At 63.9% G+C, this 18,842-nt stretch carries 17 protein-coding genes; 8 read left to right on the top strand and 9 right to left on the bottom strand.

All coding sequences use genetic code 11. The annotated features are described in order from the left end of the window. The first annotated feature begins 19 nt into the window (after positions 1-19). Entirely contained in the window at positions 20-322 is a 303-nt protein-coding gene (locus tag BMY91_RS14405; protein WP_090823053.1) for a DUF3040 domain-containing protein, read from the top strand. A 51-nt stretch (positions 323-373) separates the two neighbouring features. Here the strand turns inward: BMY91_RS14405 and BMY91_RS14410 are convergent, their stop codons facing one another. The 3 genes from BMY91_RS14410 to BMY91_RS14420 form a co-directional block, all read right to left on the bottom strand. After that, the gene (locus BMY91_RS14410; RefSeq protein ID WP_090823055.1) at positions 374-793 is read right to left on the bottom strand and encodes a hypothetical protein; all 420 of its coding nucleotides are present in this window, start codon (positions 791-793) and stop codon (positions 374-376) included. Between the two features lie 88 nt (positions 794-881). Beyond that, the gene (locus tag BMY91_RS14415; protein ID WP_090823057.1) at positions 882-1,532 is read right to left on the bottom strand and encodes a CG0192-related protein; all 651 of its coding nucleotides are present in this window, start codon (positions 1,530-1,532) and stop codon (positions 882-884) included. 20 nt (positions 1,533-1,552) lie between these two features. Further along, positions 1,553-2,188: a TetR/AcrR family transcriptional regulator gene (locus BMY91_RS14420; RefSeq protein WP_090823059.1), complete on the bottom strand. Its 636-nt coding sequence runs from the start codon at positions 2,186-2,188 to the stop codon at positions 1,553-1,555. A gap of 83 nt (positions 2,189-2,271) precedes the next feature. Here BMY91_RS14420 and BMY91_RS14425 point away from each other — a divergent pair, with 83 nt between their 5' ends. The 3 genes from BMY91_RS14425 (at position 2,272) to BMY91_RS14435 (ending at position 5,515) form a co-directional block, all read left to right on the top strand. After that, a complete protein-coding gene (locus BMY91_RS14425; protein WP_090823061.1) occupies positions 2,272-3,330 on the top strand; it encodes an agmatine deiminase family protein in 1,059 nt (352 codons plus the stop codon). Beyond that, positions 3,330-5,048: an amidase gene (locus BMY91_RS14430; RefSeq protein WP_090823062.1), complete on the top strand. Its 1,719-nt coding sequence runs from the start codon at positions 3,330-3,332 to the stop codon at positions 5,046-5,048. Before BMY91_RS14425 ends, BMY91_RS14430 begins: the two co-directional genes overlap by 1 nt. Before the next feature lie 101 nt (positions 5,049-5,149). Continuing rightward, complete coding sequence (locus tag BMY91_RS14435; protein WP_090823064.1) at positions 5,150-5,515, top strand: hypothetical protein; 366 nt, start codon at positions 5,150-5,152, stop codon at positions 5,513-5,515. Positions 5,516-5,944: 429 nt separating this feature from the next. Here BMY91_RS14435 and BMY91_RS14440 read toward each other — a convergent pair whose 3' ends face one another. The 6 genes from BMY91_RS14440 to BMY91_RS14465 all read right to left on the bottom strand — a co-directional run bounded on the left by BMY91_RS14440 (position 5,945) and on the right by BMY91_RS14465 (position 12,763). After that, positions 5,945-7,699 (bottom strand): glycoside hydrolase family 35 protein, encoded by a 1,755-nt coding sequence (locus BMY91_RS14440; RefSeq protein WP_090823066.1) that lies wholly within the window; start codon positions 7,697-7,699, stop codon positions 5,945-5,947. Positions 7,700-7,716: 17 nt separating this feature from the next. Beyond that, positions 7,717-8,415 (bottom strand): DUF624 domain-containing protein, encoded by a 699-nt coding sequence (locus BMY91_RS14445; RefSeq protein ID WP_256212752.1) that lies wholly within the window; start codon positions 8,413-8,415, stop codon positions 7,717-7,719. Between the two features lie 5 nt (positions 8,416-8,420). After that, on the bottom strand, positions 8,421-9,362 hold the full coding sequence (locus BMY91_RS14450) for a carbohydrate ABC transporter permease (protein WP_090823069.1): 942 nt from the start codon (positions 9,360-9,362) through the stop codon (positions 8,421-8,423). Further along, positions 9,362-10,288, bottom strand: coding sequence for a carbohydrate ABC transporter permease (locus tag BMY91_RS14455; protein ID WP_090823071.1), 927 nt, complete (start codon positions 10,286-10,288; stop codon positions 9,362-9,364). The genes BMY91_RS14450 and BMY91_RS14455 overlap by 1 nt, the downstream gene beginning before the upstream one ends. A 118-nt stretch (positions 10,289-10,406) precedes the next feature. Further along, a complete protein-coding gene (locus tag BMY91_RS14460) occupies positions 10,407-11,687 on the bottom strand; it encodes an ABC transporter substrate-binding protein (protein WP_090823074.1) in 1,281 nt (426 codons plus the stop codon). Between the two features lie 62 nt (positions 11,688-11,749). Further along, complete coding sequence (locus BMY91_RS14465; RefSeq protein WP_090823076.1) at positions 11,750-12,763, bottom strand: hydroxyacid dehydrogenase; 1,014 nt, start codon at positions 12,761-12,763, stop codon at positions 11,750-11,752. A gap of 162 nt (positions 12,764-12,925) precedes the next feature. Here BMY91_RS14465 and BMY91_RS14470 point away from each other — a divergent pair, with 162 nt between their 5' ends. The 4 genes from BMY91_RS14470 (at position 12,926) to BMY91_RS14485 (ending at position 18,830) form a co-directional block, all read left to right on the top strand. Beyond that, positions 12,926-14,914, top strand: coding sequence for a heparinase II/III family protein (locus BMY91_RS14470; RefSeq protein ID WP_090823078.1), 1,989 nt, complete (start codon positions 12,926-12,928; stop codon positions 14,912-14,914). Continuing rightward, the gene (locus BMY91_RS14475) at positions 14,907-16,055 is read left to right on the top strand and encodes a LacI family DNA-binding transcriptional regulator (protein WP_090823080.1); all 1,149 of its coding nucleotides are present in this window, start codon (positions 14,907-14,909) and stop codon (positions 16,053-16,055) included. The genes BMY91_RS14470 and BMY91_RS14475 overlap by 8 nt, the downstream gene beginning before the upstream one ends. Then, the gene (locus BMY91_RS14480) at positions 16,055-17,947 is read left to right on the top strand and encodes a DUF2264 domain-containing protein (RefSeq protein ID WP_090823082.1); all 1,893 of its coding nucleotides are present in this window, start codon (positions 16,055-16,057) and stop codon (positions 17,945-17,947) included. Before BMY91_RS14475 ends, BMY91_RS14480 begins: the two co-directional genes overlap by 1 nt. A gap of 82 nt (positions 17,948-18,029) precedes the next feature. After that, entirely contained in the window at positions 18,030-18,830 is an 801-nt protein-coding gene (locus BMY91_RS14485; protein ID WP_090823084.1) for a GNAT family N-acetyltransferase, read from the top strand. Positions 18,831-18,842 lie beyond the last annotated feature (12 nt).

Raw genomic sequence — 18,842 nt, forward strand, 5'->3', positions numbered from 1 at the left:
CGTGTGGTGAGGAATTCCGGTGTCGTTGTCGGATGAAGAACGCAGGAGCTTGGAAGAGCTGGAACGGGATCTCGCTGCAGCGGATCCTGAGCTTGCCTTTCGGCTGACGTCGGGCCGCCCACGCGGGGCCATGGTCCGAACAATCCTTGGCAGCCTGGCTGTACTGGCCGGCTTCGTCATGGTGATCGCCGGAATTATCACGCAGCTGGTGGTTCTGGGCGTGGTGGGGTTCCTGCTGGCCAGTTCAGGGGCTTATTGGCTTCTGGCCGGGAGATCGCTGAGGAGACGCATTCAAAGGCACGACGGCGAACCGTCGCCTTAGCGGGCAAGGCAGCCTTAGCGGCCCCGGCACCTGATGAGCGCCCGGCTGTGGCTACGGAACCGGGGGGACTGGGGGCAGATGCGTCTCCGGCTGCTTGGCCGGTTCCGGCTCGCCCGGGGGAACCATCATCCGCCAAGCGAGAACAGCGCCCGCGCCCAGAGCGGCAGCGGCCAAAGCGATGAATAACGCGCCAACCCGTGACGGGCGTTGCGGGGAGTTTCGGTTCAGTGCCGATGTGGCCCTCTTAACAGCCCGCGCAGCGGTGCGCTGCGCTTCCTTGGCAGCTTTCCTGTTGCCGGTCAGGGTGAGTATCACGCCCTGAACCACAGACGGGACGTCGGCATGGTTGATCCGTGCCAACGCCCACTTCACCACGGCGTCTGCCTGTACCGATGTGCCCTCTGCCGCGTGTGTCACCCACTCGCGGGCAAGGTCCTGCGCGGCGGGAATGATGCTTTGTGCTTTGTTCATGGTGCACCCCTCACAGAGTAGATGGCCCTGTGTGCCAGCCTACGCCCGGAGTCCCTGCGGCCAACAGGTGTTCCCGCCGCGCCAAGAATCAGTCCCGGACCACGGCCGCCAACTCCACCGGCTTTTCCAGCCCGGCCCACCTGCCGTTCAAGGTCAGCTCCGTATGGAGCTCCGGGGCCGCGGCCGTGTTGGCGGAAGCATCCGCCGCTACGTCCACAACTCGGGCTACTTTCAGCCGGAGCCCTCCGGCGTCAATGATTGTCACGCCGCTTCCCGATACCGGCGCCGAGGCACTCAGGGCGGGGAGGTCGCCGTCGAGCTTTCCACTGCCTTTCACCGTGACCGTGCTGGGCCGCGGCTCCGGCTCGCCATCCACGAACTGCGGGGCCTCTTCCTGACCGGTGAGGATGGCGGCGGCCAGGGCTTTGATGTAGATGGGATCCGCGCAGGCGTCGTACACCCAGCGCTTGCCGAGGACCGAGTGGTCCATGGTACCGATGAGCCATTCTTCGGCACCGGCCAGCTCGTAGCCGCGGTAGCTGAGCGGGACCTGGTAGATGCGCTCGCCGGCTGCGACCACATGTGTTTCGAGCCCCACCTCGCCGGCGGGATCGTCAAAGCGGTAGGCGCCGATGAGCTCCGGCGCGCCATCCTGGATGAACCAGGGCTGCTTCGGGAGGTAGTCAGCGATGAGTTCGAGCTTGGACGGGGACAGGGTTGCCTTGTGAATGATCGCCATGGTCTCCAGCCTAGGGCAGGCTAAGAACCGGGGCCGGCAATCAGCGATCCGGGGGCTGCCCCCACCATTCCCTCGACGGCGCGGGCAAGGTGTGTGCCGCGGTCGTTGACGCCGTCCCAGCGGACCAAGGCCTGCGCGTTCAGGCCGTCCACCATGCCCAGGATCTGCCACGCGACGGCGGCGGCATCGGAAACGTTGAAAGCTCCCGTGGCATTGCCGTCCTCAACGACACTTTGGAAGACCTTCTGCCAGGCGTCCATTTGTTCGCGCACCGAGGCGGCCAGGGTTTCGTTGCGGCGTCCCAGCGTCCAGGCTTCCACCCAGATGGCCGTAACGTCGAGCCGGCTGTTGTTCAGGAGGGTATCCACCAAAAGGCCAAGTCGCTCAGACGGTCCGGGACGCTGGCTCAGCAAGCCTGCCACTTCCTGTGTTTCCGCGGCCACGATGGTGGCGAATGTGCTGGAGACCAGCGCGTCCATATTGGGCTGATAGTGCGCCACCAGACCCGAGGCAACCCCCACGCGGGCGGCAACATTGCGCAGCGTAAGAGCGGTGAGCCCGGCCTCGAGTGCGATCTCGCGGGCGGCTTCGGTGATTTCTGCGGCGCGTTCTGCCGGCGACTTCCGGACCGCGCGCTTCTGTGGAGTGCTTGACATCAAGGACCAGTCTAGATTACCTTTTCAGCATTGTTGATCGTGCGATCAACAAGAGGATTGCACTGACGACGAAGGAGTCACCCATGGCTTGGAGAATGCCGGCCGAAACCGCACCGCATGAGCGCACCTGGATGGCGTTCCCCCGCCCCGGCCTGACGCTCGGCGACGACGCCGCCTCCGCCGAAGAGGCCTACGCGGCCTGGACCGCCGTCGCCCATGCGGTAGCCGAGTTCGAACCGGTCACCATGGTGGTGGACCCCAGCGAGCGCCAGCGCGCCGCCCGCATGCTGGGCAGCGGCATCGAACAGGTTGAGGCGCCTTTGGATGAGTTCTGGATGCGCGACGTCGGACCCACCTTTGTGGTGGACGACGAACGTCCCGGCGTGCTCGGTGCCGTGGACTGGATCTTCAACGGATGGGGTGCCCCGGCGTGGTCCGAGTGGCAGAAGAGCGCCGGGATGGCCCGCTTCGTCGCAGAACAGTCCGGTGCCGAGCTGGTCAGCTCACTGCTGGTCAACGAGGGCGGCGCCATCCACGTGGACGGCGAAGGTACAGTGCTGGTCACCGAAACGGTGCAGCTGGATCCGGGCCGGAACCCCTACGCAAACAAGGCAGCTGTTGAAGCTGAGCTGGCCCGCACCATCGGCGCCACCAAAATCATTTGGGTACCCCGCGGGCTGACCCGCGACTACGAGGACCTGGGCACGCGCGGCCACATCGACATGGTGGCCACCCTTCCAACCCCCGGCCGTATCCTGTTGCACTCCCAGACCAACCCTGGGCACCCGGACCATGAGGTCAGCCGCACGCTCCAGGAATTCCTGGAAACGCAGACCGACGCTGCGGGCAAGCCGTTTGAGATTGTGCCGCTGCCCGCACCGGAAACGCTGCGCGACGAGGACGGTTTTGTGGACTGGAGCTACGTCAACCACTTGGTGGTCAACGGCGGCGTCATCGCCTGTGGCTACGGCGAAGAACGGGCTGACTCGCTGGCCGCAGAGATCCTTGCCGAGGCTTACGCTGGCCGTCGCGTGGTCACCGTGGATGCGCGCCCCATCCTGGCACGTGGCGGCGGTATCCACTGCATCACCCAGCAGCAGCCGCGCCTCAGCGGAGCGCAGCTCGCCAGGGGTGCAGCGTAATGGCTCGTTTCGACGTCGTTGAGGCCTCCATCGATCGTCTGCGTGAGGCTCTGCACGCCGGGGAGGTGACCAGCGTGGAGCTCACCCAGGCCTACTTGGATCGGATCGAAGCCTACGACCGCAACGGCACCAAGCTCAACGCCGTGGTGGTCATGAATCCCGACGCTTTGGCGGATGCCCGGGCGTCGGACGAACGACGGGCACAGGGCGCGGCAAGGGGTCCGCTGGACGGCATTCCGTACACGGCCAAGGACAGCTACTTGGCCAAGGGTCTCACCGCCGCGGCCGGTTCGCCGGCTTTCGAGAACCTGGTGGCACAGCGCGATGCCTTCACCATCGAGCGCCTCCGGGACGCCGGTGCGGTGCTGATTGGCCTCACCAACATGCCGCCCATGGCCAACGGCGGTATGCAGCGTGGCGTTTACGGACGCGCCGAAAGCCCCTACAACGCAGACTTTCTGACCGCAGCGTTTGGTTCCGGATCGTCCAACGGTTCCGGCACCGCAACGGCGGCCAGCTTCGGGGCCTTCGGCCTTGGTGAGGAGACGTGGTCAAGTGGCCGCGCACCGGCGTCGAACAATGCTCTGTGTGCGTACACGCCCTCGCGCGGCGTCATCTCGGTGCGCGGCAATTGGCCGCTGGTTCCCACCATGGACGTGGTGGTGCCGCACACCCGCACCATGGCGGACATGCTGGAACTGCTGGATGTCATCGTGGCCGACGACGCGGAGATACGCGGCGATTTCTGGCGCGCGCAGCCCTGGATTCCGCTTCCAAAGTCCTCCGAGGTCCGGCCGGAGTCCTATGTGGCGTTGGCACCGGAAACGCTCGACGGCGGACGGTTGGCTTTGCGGGGCAAGCGCTTCGGAGTGCCGCGCATGTACATCAACGCAGATCCGGGCGCCGGCACCAGCGCGAAGCCTGGCATTGGCGGGCCTACCGGGCAGCGTATCGAGACGCGGGCTTCGGTGATTGAGCTGTGGGAGGCTGCCAGGCGTGACCTTGAGGCTGCCGGGGCTGAGGTTGTGCTGGTGGATTTCCCCGTGGTCTCAAACTACGAAGGGGACCGTCCCGGAGCGCCCACCATCGCCACCCGCGGACTGGTCAGCCCTGAGTACCTCAAACGTGAAATCGAGGATCTCGCAGCTTGGGCGTGGGACGACTTCCTGCGCGCCAACGGCGATCCCGCCCTCAACAGGCTTGCAGATGTGGATGGTGCAGCGATCTTCCCCCATCCGAAGGGCGCCCTCGAGGACCGCTACACCGGATTCGACGACCATATCGCCGGCTATCCCCGGCATGTCCGCGAATACGGCGTCTCCCAACTTACTGAAATTCCCCTGCTGGAAGAGGGTGCGCGCGGTCTGGAAGAGACCCGCCGCGTTGACCTTGAGGAGTGGATGGACGGGCTCGGACTTGACGCCGTTCTGTTCCCGGCGGCGGCCGATGTGGGACCTGCCGACATGGATGTGAACCCGTCGTCGGCAGATCTGGGATGGCGTAACGGAGTGTGGGTGGCCAACGGCAACCTCGTTCCACGGCATCTGGGCATCCCCACCGTCACCGTGCCCATGGGAACCATGGCGGACATCGGCATGCCCGTGGGTCTGACTTTTGCTGGCCGCGCCTATGACGACACGGCACTGCTGACGCTGGCCGCAGCCTTCGAAGCGACTGGTTCGCGACGGACGGCCCCACCCCGGACGCCGGCGCTGTAACGGAATTGACGGCGGACTCCATGGCGGGCAAGCCAGACCTAATGCGTGGCCTCGCCTAGGCTCTGATTAGAATCAAAGGGACGTCGACCACTGAGGGAATCATGAAGAAACTCACCACTGTCCTGATCGCTGCCGGGCTCATTGCCTCGGCATCTGCCTGTTCCGCCCAGCAGCAGCTGACCACCGCGGAAACCTGCGACCGCATTAACGTCGTGGTACCCAGCTTCCCGCAGGGCCCCGGCCAGACTGCAGCGAACCGGGCAGCCAACGCGGTCCGGCCCATCGTGAACGTAGCATCCGCTGACATGAAGCCGGTTGTCACCTCAATCCTGGCGTACCTGGACGAGCTGGCGAAGGACGAGCCACAGGACGCTGCGGAGAAGGAAGCCCATCAGGCAAAGCTTGAAGAGGCCACAGCGGGCTTCCAGGAAGCCGGCACCAAGTACGGCGAGCTCTGCCGCGGCTAATGACGCCCGCGGCCTAGCGGCCTTGTAAGCAAACAGGAAGGGACCGGTTCTGTTGAACCGGTCCCTTTCCCGTATCCTCTCTCATCATTCGGCCGTTTCCAGCGAACCCTCTCTCACCTTTCGGCCCTTTCCGGTGGATCCTCTCTTACCTTTCGGCCGTTTCCAGCGAACCCTCTCTTACTCCCTTCAAACAAGTGAGAGAGGGTTTGGTTTTTGGGCGCGAAAGGTGAGAGAGGGTTTGGGTTTTAGGCGCGAAAGGTGAGAGAGGGTTTGGTTTTTGGGCGCGAAAGGTGAGAGAGGGTTTGGGTTTTAGGCGCGAAAGGTGAGAGAGGGTTTGGGTTTTGGGCGCGAAAGGTGAGAGAGGGTTTGGGTTTTGGGCGCGAAAGGTGAGAGAGGGTTCGGGGTTTGGGTGCGAAAGGTGAGAGAGGGTTACTTTTCGTCGGGACCCAGGTCAGGCCCGACGGCGAACGTCACCTCGCGCGTCGCGCTTCCGTGGAGCTCCAGGATGGCGAGCTCGTTGGCGCCCTCCCGGATCAAGGGACCTGGAACGTACAGGGTGCGCTGCGGACCACGGCTCCAGTAGCGGCCAAGGTTGAAGCCGTTGATGAAGGCATTTCCCTTGGTCCAGCCGTCCAAGCGGAGGAACCGGTCGCCCGGGCCGTCGGCTTCAAAGGTGGCAAAGGAGAGGGAAGGACCGGCCACGCCAGCGTGTGCGGGGTCGCCGTCCGGAAATGGCAGCGCGGCATCATGGAAAGCATCCAGTGACTTCAGGTCAACAGCGCCTATTTCCCAGTCCACTACCTCCACGCCGTTGAGCAACGCGGGGCCGAGCAGCCCTTTGGCCTCGCCGATCCTCTGCCCGTAGTTCACTCTGCCTTGGTCCTCCAGAAGAACCTGCAGGCGGCCACCATGGGGGATGACTACAGTGCGCTCGCCCGCTTCCCGGCTCAGTACACCCACAGGCACTCCGTCCAGGAAGAACTGTGCCCGGTCCCGGATCTCGGAGAAGGACAAGACCCCGCCGCCCTGCAGCAACACTTCGTAGAGGTAGAAGCCCCGGTACTGCCCGGTGATTTCAACAGGCGGAACCGGGCCGGGAACCAGTTGCGTAGCAGGCGGGGCGGACAGCAATGGCGTGGACCCGGAGACGGACACCACGGAAGCCGTCAGCGAAGGCCGCGCGGCAGGCACTTCAGCAGGAACCGGGAAGTGCTTGGCAATGACGTCCCGGAAAGCAAAGTACTTGGCCGTGGGCTGTCCGTCTTCGGAAAGTGGCGCGTCGTAGTCGTACGAGGTGATGGTGGGTTCGTAGATGCCTTTGTCGTTTGCTCCGTTGCTGAAGCCGAAGTTGGTGCCGCCGTGGAACATGTAGATGTTGACTGAAGCCCCCGCGGTCAGCAGCGCGTCCAGTTCGGCGGCGGAACCAGCGGCGTCGGTGGTGTGATGGTGCGTTCCCCAGTTGTCGAACCAGCCGTTCCAGAACTCGGCGCACATCAGTGGGCCAGTGGGTTGCCGTTCCCGCAGGAAGGCAAGCCGCTCATCAGCACGTGATCCAAAGGTCCCGGTTTTGTGCAGCTCAGGCAGGGAGCCGTCCTCGATCATGGTCCCGAACGGCTGATCGCAGGTGAATAGTGGAACATCCACCCCCAAGCGCTTGGTCAGGTCAACCAGGTGCTGCAGGTAGGCATTGTCACTGCCGTAAGCACCGTACTCGTTCTCTATCTGGAACATGATCACGGGGCCGCCCCGCGAGATCTGGCGCGGAACCACTACGTCCAGGACCGATTCCATGTAGGCGGAGACGGCAGCCAAGTACGCCGGTTCACTGCTGCGAACGCCCACGGTGGGGTCCGAGAACAGCCATGCGGGCAACCCACCGTTGTCCCATTCGGCGCAAATGTAGGGGCCGGGGCGGACAATCGCGTGCATCCCGGAATCGGCCACCAGATCAAGGAATCGCCCCAGATCCAGTCCGCCATCGGCAACAAACGAACCGGGAACAGGTGAGTGCTCGTTCCACGGCACGTACGTTTCAATGGTGTTCAAGCCCATGAGCCGTGCCTTGTGGATCCGGTCGGCCCACAGGTCCGGGTGCACGCGGAAGTAATGGATGGCCCCGGAGAGGACCCGGAAAGGCCGATCGTTCAGGAGGAAATCCTGATCTCCGATTTCGAACGTGTCCAAGAAAGGTCCTAACAGTTTTACGGGGAACGCAGCGCGGCGTGGAAGGCGTACGAGGCATTGCTCCAGATCACGAACAGCAGCGGTGCCGGCGCCAAGGCAATGCCCAGGACCGGCTGCATCACGGCCGCGGAAACGATGATTCCCAGCAGAACCAGCATGGCCAAGCTGAGGTACCAGCGCTGAACGGCCAGGTACAGCGCGGCCTTGAGAATGCTTTTCAGCCTCGCCTCGGGCAGAAGCACGACGCCGGCAATCGCCGTGACGGAAAGGGTCACCGTCACGGCGGCTGCTACGACAATCAGCGGCACCAGAAGCGCTGCACCCGGAAGGGAGGCGGAGTTGTTTTGGATGACGGCCAGGTCGACGCCGAGGAACATCAGCATGGCCACGGCGCCTACGCCGAGCAGTGCGGCCTTGGCGAAACTGCGCTTGTATCCCCGAAGGAAGGCCGCAACCGGCTTGACCGCGCCGCCGTCGTCGTTCAAGGCCTTGAAGGCGGCGAAGATGCCGGCGAGGGACGGCGCAATAGTGACCGAGAGCGCCAGAAAGAACGGCCAGGAAGCAGCGGGGTCGGCCACCAGCGAAAGGCTGAGGACCAAGGGGGCGTTGGCCGCTGCGAGCAGGACGTTCCCGGCCAGGAAGGTATAAATGAACCCGAAAATGCTCCCGAAGGTCTCGAATCCTGGCCCGGCCCACCGCCGCGGTTTAGCGCTCACAGAGCTCATCCTTTCATTCCGCTCGTCGCGATGCCCTGGATGAAGTAGCGCTGGCCGATGAGGAAGATGATGAGGATGGGGATCACGGAGATCACCGAGCCGGTCATGATCATGGCGTACTCGGCGTCGAACTGGCCCACGAAGGAACGCAGACCCAGCTGGACAGTCCAGAGGCGGTTGGACGTGAGGTAGATGAACGGGCCCATGTAGTCGTTCCACGTGTTCACGAACGTGAGCAGCGCCAGGCTGGCGAGGGCCGGCTTGGACAGGGGCAGGATCACGCGGGCCCAGATGCCGTATTCGCTGAGGCCGTCAATGCGGGCGGCTTCGCAGAGCTCGTCCGGGATGGTCATGTAGTACTGACGCATCAGGAACACACCAAACGCGCCGAATGCCTGAAGCAGGATCAAAGCGTTGAAGCTGTTGGTCAGGCCAAGGTTCTGCATCATGATGTACTGCGGCACCATGTAGGCCTGCCACGGAACGGCGATGGTGCCGATGTAGGCGAGGAACAAGACATCGCGGCCCGGGAAACGGACCTTGGAGAAACCGTAGGCAGCCAGCGAGCCCGTCAGGACCTGGAGGCACGTGATGATCACAGCGAGGTACAGCGAGTTCTGCAGGTAACCCATCATGGGAATGCGGGTCCAGATGTCCGTGTAGTTGCTCCACACAAACTCCTGCGGGATCCACTGGATGGGTACGGTGAGGACCTGGTTGTTCTCCTTCAACGACGAGGAAAGCATCCAGATGAACGGCACCATGAGCGCCACCACCATGACCACCAGGACGCCGTAGATGATGACGTTCGCGGTCCGCTTCTTCTGCTCGCGCGGGGATCGCTTGCGGTCAGTACGACGGCGGTCTTCCGCGCTGCCGGCGCCTGGGGGCAAGGGTGCTGCGTCCCTCAGATGAGTGGCTTTGAGGTCTTCGGCCATGTTGGTCATCAGCGTTCCCTCCGCTGTTGGATCTTGAACTGCAGGACGGTGACCGTCAGCACGATGATGAACAGGACCAGCGAGATGGCCGAGGAGTAGCCGAACTTACCTTCGCCGATGCCTTCCTGGTAGATCAGCTGGGACAGCACCGTGGTGGACCGTCCGGGGCCACCGTTGGTCATGACCACAATGAGGTCGAACACCTTGAAACTGGAGACCGTCAGCATGACCACCACAAAGAACGTGGTGGGACGAAGGGACGGGATGGTGACGTTCCAGAAACGCTGCCAGGCGCTGGCGCCGTCCACTTCGGCCGCTTCGTACAGCTCCGTGGGGATCGCCTGCAGACCGGCCAAGTACAGGACCATGTAGTAGCCCATGTCGCGCCACACACTGGTGATGATCACGGCCGGCATGGCCCAGTCAGAGCTGGAGGTCCACCCGGGAGGGTTGGCAATGCCGATGGCGCCCAGGAACTGGTTAATGGGGCCACTGTCCGGGCTGAACAACATGTTCCAGACCACTGCCACAGCAACCAAAGAGGTGATGTAAGGGAAGAAGATGGCTACGCGGAAGAAGCCAATTCCCTTGAGCTTGCGGTTGAGGAGCATCGCAAGGATGAGGGCCAGGGCCATGGTGAGCGGGACATGGCCCAAGGCGTAAACAACAGTGTTCCGCAGGGCGATCCAGAAGGAGTCGGACGCGAACATGCGCTCAAAATTGGCCAGGCCAACCCACTTGGGAGCACTGAACGAGGTCCATTCCATGAAGGAGAGCGCGAAAGCGGCCACGACTGGAATGAGGGTGAAGGCCAGGAAGCCAAGGAAGTTCGGAAGGATGAACGTCCAGCCGATCAGCGTGTTACGCCTGGCTTGCTTCCTGTTGCCGCGGCTCTGCACGGGGGCAGGCGCCTGGGTGATTGTTTCTGTAGTCATGATGACCGCTCCCGGGGCGGGGGCGTTCCTCCATTTCAGGATCCGGAGAGTTCAGGTCCGGTTCCGGTACCGAGCCTCGGGGAGGCTGGTACCGGAACCGGGGGAGTGGTACTGGGAGCTACTTTCCGAGAACTTCGCTCTTGACGCGCTTGCCCATCTCGGCGATGCCATCGCTGACGGAGCGCTCGCCCACCATGATGAGGTCGTGCTCCTGGTTAAGGATCTTGTCCGTGGCAGCAGACTTGTCGCTGACAGGCATTTCCAGCTCGGTGGTGTCCGGCGTGAAGGCCTTCTTGGACAGCTCGTCCGTGGGCAGGCCGTCCAGCTTGAAGTACTCAGCCGTGACGGACTCGTTCTGCAATGCGGGAACAACACCGATCTTGGAAATCGCCTTGGCGCCTTCTTCACCGGCAGCCCACTCGATGAACTTCTTGGCCTCGTCGGAGTGCGTTGCGTTCTTGTTCACGGCGAAGGCCGTGGGCGAACCGAACGTGGTGACCTTGCCGTCGTCGTTCTTCTGCGGCATGGGAGCCAAGCCCCAGTTGACGTTGGTCTTGCCGTCCTTCTTGGCCTGCAGCAGGCCGGCGATGTACCAGGTGCCCATGGGCATCATGGCTGCCTGGCCGGACTCGAACATGGTGCGGTAGCTGGTTTTCTGGCTCTTGGCCGTGCCGAAGTCCAAGGTGGCGCCGGACTTCTGCAGGTCCAGGGCGGTGTTGTACTGGTCCTCCATGAAGCCGTAATCGCCGCTGTTCTGGTCAGCGCCGTTCTGCGCTGCTGCGATGGCCTGGACTGTTGAACGCCAGATGTGGTGATAGGTGCCGTAGACCTTCTTGCCATCCGCTTCGGAGGACAGCTTCTTGGCGATCTCCGTGTACTTCTCCCACGTCAGGTCCTTGGGATCTTCAATTCCGGCAGCCTTGAACAGGTCCTTGTTGTAATACAGCAGCCAGAAGTCCTGGCGGTACGGGGCTGCGAAGTACTTGCCGTCCATGTCGAAGGCGTCAATGCCGGCCAGGTTGTCCTTGCCCACCTTGTCCACCACGCTGTTGATCTCCTGCAGTTGGCCGTTGTTGGCGTAGCGGGAGTAGTCGATCACGTTCTTCATGGTGAGAACATCCGTGGTGTCGCCGCCGGCCAGCATGGTGGTGACCTTCTGCGGGTAGTCATCAGCCAGGATGTCCACGGGTTCAATGTCCACAGTGGGGTTGGCGGCCTCGTAGCCGTCAAAGAGGGCCTTGAACTCCGGGGTGCCCTCGTAATTCCACACCGAGACGGTCAGCTTGGTTTTGCCGTTGGCTGCCGGTTGCTCGGCCGGGCCGGCTGCGCCTGCACAGCCGGTGAGTCCAAGCCCTGCAGTCACCGCAAGGGCGATTGCGGCGAGGGTTGTGCGCTTCATTGCGTTCTCCTTAGTGGGGTTTATTAAGTCTGCCGCGGCTGCGGCTTTGGGTTTGACGGGGTCTAGGCGCTGAGGCCAAGGTCTGCGTGCACTACTTGGGCCAGGAGATCCTTGCCGGCGAGATATCTTTCAAGGTCATCCAGCGCGGCATCGGACATCCGACGGGTTTCGGTCCCGAGTGAACCAGCGATATGCGGTGTGAGGATCACGTTGGGGAGGCTATACAGGGTGGATTCCGCGGGCAGCGGTTCGGGCTCCGTGACGTCCAGCAGTGCTGTGATTCGTCCGGTGGCGCACTCTTTCTCCAGGGCGGCAGTGTCCACCAGGGAGCCACGCGCGGTGTTGATGAGCGTGGCGTGGTCTTTCATGGACTGCAGCTCGGCGGTGCTGATCATGTTGCGGGTTGAGGGCAGGGCAGGTGCATGAATGGTGACGACGTCGGACACTGGCAGGAGCTCCTGCAGCGTGACCAACGTGCCGCCGGCAGCCGCCACTTCCAACGGATCGGCGTGCGGGTCACTGACCAGGCACGTAACGTCCTGGAGTTGCTGGACCAGCTGGACCACCCGGCGCCCGATCCGGGAGAAGCCGATGACACCCACCACGCGGCCAATGTTGCCCAACTCGCCGCGATCGCCGATGTAGCTCCAGTCTGCGCGGAAGGTTCGGGCGTCGTTGGCCAGGACGTGGGCCTTCTTACCTGCCAGGACGATCGACGCGAACGTGAACTCTGCTACGGGGATGGCGTTGGCGTCAGCGCCGTTGGTGACGGTGATGCCGCGATCCCAGAGTTCCTCACTGACGAAGCTGCGGACTGTCCCTGCACAGTGGAAAACAGCCCGAAGTTTGGGCATGCGTTCCAGACGCTCAGCGTTGAGCTGCGGAACTCCCCAGCTGGTGAGGAGGATTTCCACCTCTTCCAGGCGCTCCGCGAGTTCCGGTACGTCCAGGGAATCCGTCCAAGGCTCATCGCCGAGATCGACCATTCCAGCCAGCCGCTCCAGTCGCGTGGAATCGAACTGGTCAGCAAAGGTTCCGCTATTCATGACCAGCAGTGCCTGGGGCTTGAGCGACATTGAGGGGATCCTCCCTTCGGATTTCGTTGGCCTGTTCGACCGTGATTTATGTGTTGCATCACATCTAATAATCAGTACATACTCATAAACAAGACAGTTCATTCAACTCAATCGTGCTTGATCTGAAACGTTCAAACTCGAACAAACGAGAGAAGAATTCCTATGGCAACCGGCACCGCCGCCGTTGAAGCGCCACCCCTCGTCAGCGCTTGGGGGCCGCAGTCCGACGCCTCCTCCTTGGTGGATTCGCTCCGCGGCGCCCGTGATCGCCTTGCTATTCGCCCAGCGTCCGACGCCGGATGGCGGCTCGCTGCTGCCCGCCCCCTCTCAGAACTACGCGCCCAAGCCGGGACGGAGAAGGGGACCCCGTGGCCCCAACCGCTGGTCTCCCACTACGCGCGCTACTTTCGCGACGGAAACCGCACGGCCTATGAGGGACTCGTGGCGAGCAGGCAGCAGCGGCTGACGCGCGCCGTCGTGATGGCCGCCGTTACTGGACCCGGCCCGGACCAGTCGTGGCTGGATGAGGTGATCGACGGCGCCTACCTCCTGTGCGAGCAGAGCTCGTGGAGTTGGGCCGCGCATGACGATGTGTTCACCCGCAACGGCGAAATGGTCCCGGACCGTGCCCGCCCTTACCTGGACCTGGGAGCCGGGGAGGTTGTGGCGCAGCTCGCGTGGCTGGACCTGGTGCTGGGAGACGCGCTGGATGAGCGGGCTCCCGGCCTGCGGAAACGCCTCCGCGCGGAAGCCAACGAACGGGTGATCCGGCCATTCCTGGACCGGCTCGACTGGCACTGGCTGGGCCTCAACGGGGATGTTCACAACTGGAATCCGTGGATCCATTCGAACATCATCGTGGCCGCATTGTTGCTGGTGGAGGATGCTGGGCTGCAGGCCCAGACCATTGCCCGCTGCATTGAGGGGTTGGACCGTTTCCTGGCCTCCATCCCGGCCGACGGTGCCATCGACGAAGGCTTCGCCTATTGGTGGAATGGGGCTGGCCGCGCGCTGGAAGGCCTGGCCGTGTTGGAGCAAGCCAGCGGCGGGGTTCTGAACCCGGACTTGCCCGTGATCCGTGCGCTGGTGGCCTTTCCGCATCGCATGCACTTGGGTGACCGTTGGTTCCTCAACGTTGCTGATGGACCGGCACGTGCGCACCAGGGACTCCCGTGGAACATGCTGCACCGCTGGGCGGTCCGGCTGGGTGATCACGCTGCCGCGGACCATGCCGCCGTGTTCATGGACGCCGAGCCGGACCCCGATCCCCGCTCCGGGCTTGGCCGCGTCCTCACCCAACTCAGCGCCGGCATGCAACCCACCTCCCGGACCCAGCCGAGTAGCGGATCAGGCCGTTCTGAGCCCTCAAAGCGGCCTGATCTGCCACCCAGTTGGGGGACGTACCTGCCATCAGTGCAGATCATGGTGGCTCGCCAGAACCCGGGTTCGTCGGACGGACTCACGCTCGCGGCCAAGGGCGGGCACAACGCTGAGCACCACAACCACCGTGACGTCGGCTCCGTGGTGGTTGCCGTGGATGGAGTGCCGCTGCTGGTTGATGCCGGCCAGCCCACGTACACCGCTCAAACGTTCGGCCCTGATCGTTACCTGATCCGAGCCATGCAGAGTGCATGGCACAGCGTCCCCGCCCCCTTCGGGCTGGAGCAAGGAACCGGTGCGGAATTCGCGGCGACTGTTCTGCAGGAACCTACCCCCGAGGAGCCCACCCTGGCGTTGGGTCTCGGGGCGGCCTACGGTCTGGACCACCCTGAGCAATGGATCCGAACCTCCTTGCTGAACCGGGAGCCCGGATCCGTGGTGATAGACGATCGCTGGAACCTGCCGGCACACCCAACGGACGGAACGCACGACGTCGACATCACCTACCTGGTTGCAGGCACCGTCCGCGTCGGTACAGACGCGACGGCCACCATCACCTCTGTCGGAATTCCGACAGTCAGCAGCCCCGTGGGGCTGCACCTGCGCTGGAAGCCGGCCACCGCCGTCGTACTTGTTGACGAATGGCACCTCGACGATCCGCTCCTCAGCGATATCTGGGGCGAAAAGCTCACCAGGCTCCGTTTCCGAATGCCCGCAGACACCCGCGCTTCCGGCGCGTTCACCCTCACAGTGGAGGCAACCCATGACTAACGAATCAAGCCCGGAACCCGGGAAATCGCTGTTCTCCCTGCAACGGCGCGAGCGGCTCATGGAGGAGTTGCGCGCACACGGTGCCATCACCGTCCGCGACATTGCGGTCAAGCTGGGCGTCAGCGAGCTGACCATCCGGCGCGACGTGAACACCCTGGCTGATGAAGGGCTGGTGTCCCGCGTGCACGGCGGTGCCACGCTGCCCAGTCCGTTGGACCGCTCGGTGGCTGCGGGGAGGCCGTCGCCGCACAGCTACTCCATCGGCATGGTGGTTCCTTCCTTGGATTACTACTGGCCGCAGGTCATATCCGGGGCGCGTGGCGAAGCCGAAGCACAAAACCTTCGCATCCTGGTCCGTGGCTCCGCGTACGACGCCGCGGACAACCGCCGCCAGGTGCAGGCGTTGCTGGATACGCAGAATATTGACGGGCTGATTGTTGCGCCGGACATGGGTGGCGCGCACGGCAAGGAACTGCTGCGCTGGCTTAACGCCTTGCCGATTCCGGTGATCATGGCCGAACGCCGGGCACCGTTGGAAATTCCGTCGCACCGCCTCGAGTGGGTGGCGACGGATCATTCCTTCGGGGCGGGCATGGCCGTGCGGCATCTTTGGCAGGAAGGGCACCGCATGATTGGATGCCTCACGGATTCAAGCAGTCCCACCAGCCCCCATGTGGTCCGTGGCTGGAAACAAGCCCTTGCTGCGTTGAAGATCCCGCTGGAAAAGTCCATCCATGAGGACTCCGCCAAGCTGGATAACGGGGACCGCGCCAAGCATTTCGACCATGTTCTGGAGCTGTGCCGTTCCACGGGAACCACGGCCATGCTGGTGCACTCCGACACTCAGGCCGTGGCGTTCGTGCAGCACTGCGTGGACCGCGGCGTGGACGTACCCGGCAGCATGGCGATTGTGGGCTACGACGACGAAGTGGCCTACCTCGCCGAGCCTGCAATCTCCGCGGTTCGGCCCCCCAAAAGCTACGTCGGCAAAGTGGCGGTGCAGCTGATGGCTGCCCGGCTGGCCGAAGGAAGGATGCGCCCTGTGCATCGCATTGACCTGAATCCTGAGTTGATCGTGCGGGAGTCCTCAGTGGGAGCGCCCCGCTTGCGCAGCGAGAGCCTGTTGGAGGATTCGCTCTGATGCTGTTGCCTGCTTTGGATTACCAGCTTTCGCCCCACACAGGCCTGACCCGCGAGCACTGGGCCGCGTACGCCGATTACCTGCTGCGCTCCGCTCACCGGTTTGGCACTGAGGACCATGCCAACATCCACTTGCCTGGAGCCAACAGCCGTTACGGCCCGCGGAGTGATTCGCTGGAGGCCTTCGCTCGCACGTTCCTGCTGGCTTCCTTCCGGATTGCCGGCGACCCCGCCAATACCGCCTGGATCGCCGAGTGGTATGCCGCGGGTCTCGACGCCGGGACCAACCCCGCCAATCCCGACCGGTGGCCGACGCCAGGTGAGTTGGGGCAGGCAAAGGTTGAGGCGGCGTCGTTGGCTGTTGGCTTGGCGCTGACCCGCGACGTGCTCTGGGACAGGCTCCCCGAGCGTGTGCAGGAGCAGCTCATCGCATGGTTCGAGACCGTGATCGGTGAGGAGTATCCGCCCATCAACTGGGTGTGGTTCCAGATTGTGGTGGAATCTTTCCTGGCTTCGGTTGGCGGGCGCTATTCCGACGAGGACATCGACGCCGGACTTGCCGTCCACGACTCGCTGTACCGGGGCGGTGGCTGGTTCGCCGATGGTCCCGAGCGCGCTTACGACCACTATGTCGGCTGGGCATTCCAGGTCTACCCGCAGCTGTGGGCGTTGATGGCGCCCAACGATCCGCGCGTTGCCGCCCGGAAGAAGCTCGACGGCGAGCGGCTGGCTGACTTCCTGGACGATGCCGCGTTCCTCGTCGGCGCGAATGGTGCCCCGCTCATCCAAGGCCGGAGCTTGATCTACCGTTTTGCGGCCGCGGCGCCGTTCTGGGTGGGCGAGTTGTCCGGGCATTCGCGGCTGGCTCCGGGCCTCAGCCGCAGGGCTGCCTCGGGGATGCTCGATTACTTTGCCCGCCACGGCTCCATCACCTCAGATGGTCTCCTGTCCATCGGCTGGCACGGCGAATTCGCGGGCATGAAGCAGGCCTACTCCGGTGCTGGATCACCGTATTGGGCGGCGAAGGGGATGCTCGGTTTGGCACTGCCGGCCGAGCACCCAGTGTGGACTGCTGTTGAGGCGCCCCTGCCCGTGGAGGTTTCGGACACGCAGCGGCTCATCGCCGCACCTGGCTGGCAAGTGGATGGGACTGTTGCTGACGGCGTTGTCCGGATCCGGAACCACGCCACGGACCACGCTGTGGTTGGCGCCTTGGTGGCGGACTCGCCCCTGTACGCGCGGATTGGGTACTCGACGCACACCTTCCCGGACCTGTCACCGGAGTCGCGCGATAACGCGGTGGTCTTGGTGGACTCCTCAGGCCGGCTGACGCACCGGACCGGTTTTGAGTACCTGGGGTCGTTCTCAGAAGGCGGCTATCAGGTTGGCGCGTCACGGTTCACGGCCCACTGGATAGAGCCCGATCCCGACGCCGGTCCCGATCACGGCAGCGGGGTGGCCGGGACTGCCACGCCTGGCCCTTCGGTGACGGTGGTTTCGGTGACGCGGGGCGCTGTTGAGCTCAGATTGGTGCGTATTTCCGGTGCCGGTTCTGGCGCTTCCCTCCGGCTTGGCGGCTGGCCGGTGGACGCCGCCTCGTCCGCTATCAGCTCGGTGCTTCCTGTGCCCGGGTTTGGCTTGGCTTTGGACTCGTCAGGTACGTTCGTCCGTTCCGGCGCACACCCCATGGGTGCGGAGCTCACCATTCCGTGGGTGGGGACCTTGGGCGCCGCGCACGACGGCGACTACGCCGCCGTCGTGATCCTCGCCGGTACGGGAGGTGCTTCGCCTGACGGGGGTGTCACGTTTGTTGCCGGGGAAGGGGAGGGCCACTTCGAATTCCCCGACGGCACGCGCATCCCCGGGGATCTGCTCGCCCGTTTCGACGCTTAGCCGCGCGTTCGACGTTTCCCGACGTCTTGTGTGCTGCGAGCCATCGAATTGGGCCGGGGACCCGCTGCAGTAGGCTCGCGGAATGAGCCAAACCGAAGATCGAGCCCGCTTCCTCGTGGCCTATGACCAGAATCTCCGTACCGACGCGGAGACTCCCAGCGCCCTCAAAGTGACCCAGCACGGACCCCTGCGTTTGGTGACCTTCATGAAGGGTCGGGGCTTCGTCACGTACCAGGACCTGGGCGATGTGGACTCTTCCAGCGTGAGGAGGCTCGTTGCCGAGGCCACCGCGTACTACGTGGCCGAACCTGGCATCAACCGGGTTGAATGGAAGACCCGCGGGCATGATCACGCGCCGGGTTTGCACCAGGCGTTGCTGGAAAGCGGCTTCGTCCAGGACGAGCCCGAATCCATCATGATCGGCGAAGCGATGGCACTGAGCGCGCCGGTTCCGCTTCCCGACGGCGTGTCGCTGAGGCAAGTGGCGGACGAAGCGGATGTGCGGGCGATGAGCGCCATGCAGGACGAGGTCTTCGGCGAACCTGTCTCAGATGAGATGGCTGACGCCCTCCTGCGCCGGCTGTCGTTGGGAGATGGCATGCAGCTCTGGGTGGCCGAGGCTGAAGGGCAGATGGTCAGTGCCGGCCGCTTGGAGCCGGTCCCCGGCACGAGCTTCGCCGGGATCTGGGGAGGCGCGACGCGCGAAGAATGGCGTGGCCGCGGCATTTACCGGGCGCTGACAGCCCGCCGTGCGCAAGCGGCACTTGAACTAGGCAAAACCCTCATACACAGTGACTCCACCGAATTCTCGCGCCCCATCCTGGAACGCTCCGGCCTGCTCAAGGTCTCCACAACGACGCCGTACCGCTGGGTGCGCGACTAACCGTTTAAAGCC

It is taken from the genome of Arthrobacter sp. yr096 (genome assembly GCF_900108925.1).
In the GTDB taxonomy this organism is placed as follows: domain Bacteria; phylum Actinomycetota; class Actinomycetes; order Actinomycetales; family Micrococcaceae; genus Arthrobacter.

Coding starts and splice junctions, on each gene's coding strand:
- BMY91_RS14420 (WP_090823059.1), bottom strand. CDS start 2,188: ATGTCAAGCACTCCACAGAAGCGCGCGGTCCGGAAGTCGCCGGCAGAA.
- BMY91_RS14480 (WP_090823082.1), top strand. CDS start 16,055: ATGCTGTTGCCTGCTTTGGATTACCAGCTTTCGCCCCACACAGGCCTG.
- BMY91_RS14455 (WP_090823071.1), bottom strand. CDS start 10,288: ATGACTACAGAAACAATCACCCAGGCGCCTGCCCCCGTGCAGAGCCGC.
- BMY91_RS14435 (WP_090823064.1), top strand. CDS start 5,150: ATGAAGAAACTCACCACTGTCCTGATCGCTGCCGGGCTCATTGCCTCG.
- BMY91_RS14410 (WP_090823055.1), bottom strand. CDS start 793: ATGAACAAAGCACAAAGCATCATTCCCGCCGCGCAGGACCTTGCCCGC.
- BMY91_RS14470 (WP_090823078.1), top strand. CDS start 12,926: ATGGCAACCGGCACCGCCGCCGTTGAAGCGCCACCCCTCGTCAGCGCT.
- BMY91_RS14415 (WP_090823057.1), bottom strand. CDS start 1,532: ATGGCGATCATTCACAAGGCAACCCTGTCCCCGTCCAAGCTCGAACTC.
- BMY91_RS14430 (WP_090823062.1), top strand. CDS start 3,330: ATGGCTCGTTTCGACGTCGTTGAGGCCTCCATCGATCGTCTGCGTGAG.
- BMY91_RS14450 (WP_090823069.1), bottom strand. CDS start 9,362: ATGACCAACATGGCCGAAGACCTCAAAGCCACTCATCTGAGGGACGCA.
- BMY91_RS14465 (WP_090823076.1), bottom strand. CDS start 12,763: ATGTCGCTCAAGCCCCAGGCACTGCTGGTCATGAATAGCGGAACCTTT.
- BMY91_RS14425 (WP_090823061.1), top strand. CDS start 2,272: ATGGCTTGGAGAATGCCGGCCGAAACCGCACCGCATGAGCGCACCTGG.
- BMY91_RS14485 (WP_090823084.1), top strand. CDS start 18,030: ATGAGCCAAACCGAAGATCGAGCCCGCTTCCTCGTGGCCTATGACCAG.
- BMY91_RS14475 (WP_090823080.1), top strand. CDS start 14,907: ATGACTAACGAATCAAGCCCGGAACCCGGGAAATCGCTGTTCTCCCTG.
- BMY91_RS14460 (WP_090823074.1), bottom strand. CDS start 11,687: ATGAAGCGCACAACCCTCGCCGCAATCGCCCTTGCGGTGACTGCAGGG.